Genomic DNA, 255 nt, shown 5'->3' on the forward strand with positions numbered 1-255 from the left:
ACACTCTCTCCGTCGTCGGCAGCGTCAGATGTGTATAAGAGACAGGTCCCGGCGGCCGTCTCCTACCTCGGCGGCCTCCTGGCCGCGGGCGCTCCTGCGAACGTCGTCGGAGACGATCTCCAGCGCACCGGTGATGGAGGTGAGGGGCTGTCTCTTATACACATCTCCGAGCCCACGAGACGGAGCTACATCTAGGGTGTCGTCTTCTGGTTGGAGGAGGGGGGGGGGGGGGGGGGGGGGGGGGGGGGGGGGGGG

The 255-nt window shown here is 68.2% G+C and carries 1 protein-coding gene; it reads right to left on the reverse strand.

Going from position 1 to position 255, the window contains the following annotated elements; genetic code table 11:
• Window positions 1-24 precede the first annotated feature (24 nt).
• On the reverse strand, window positions 25-162 hold the full coding sequence (locus ACR9ZK_RS22610) for a hypothetical protein (protein WP_481344169.1): 138 nt from the start codon (window positions 160-162) through the stop codon (window positions 25-27).
• Window positions 163-255: the final 93 nt, after the last annotated feature.

The sequence above is a fragment of the Monashia sp. HAY1-5C genome, from assembly GCF_056755255.1.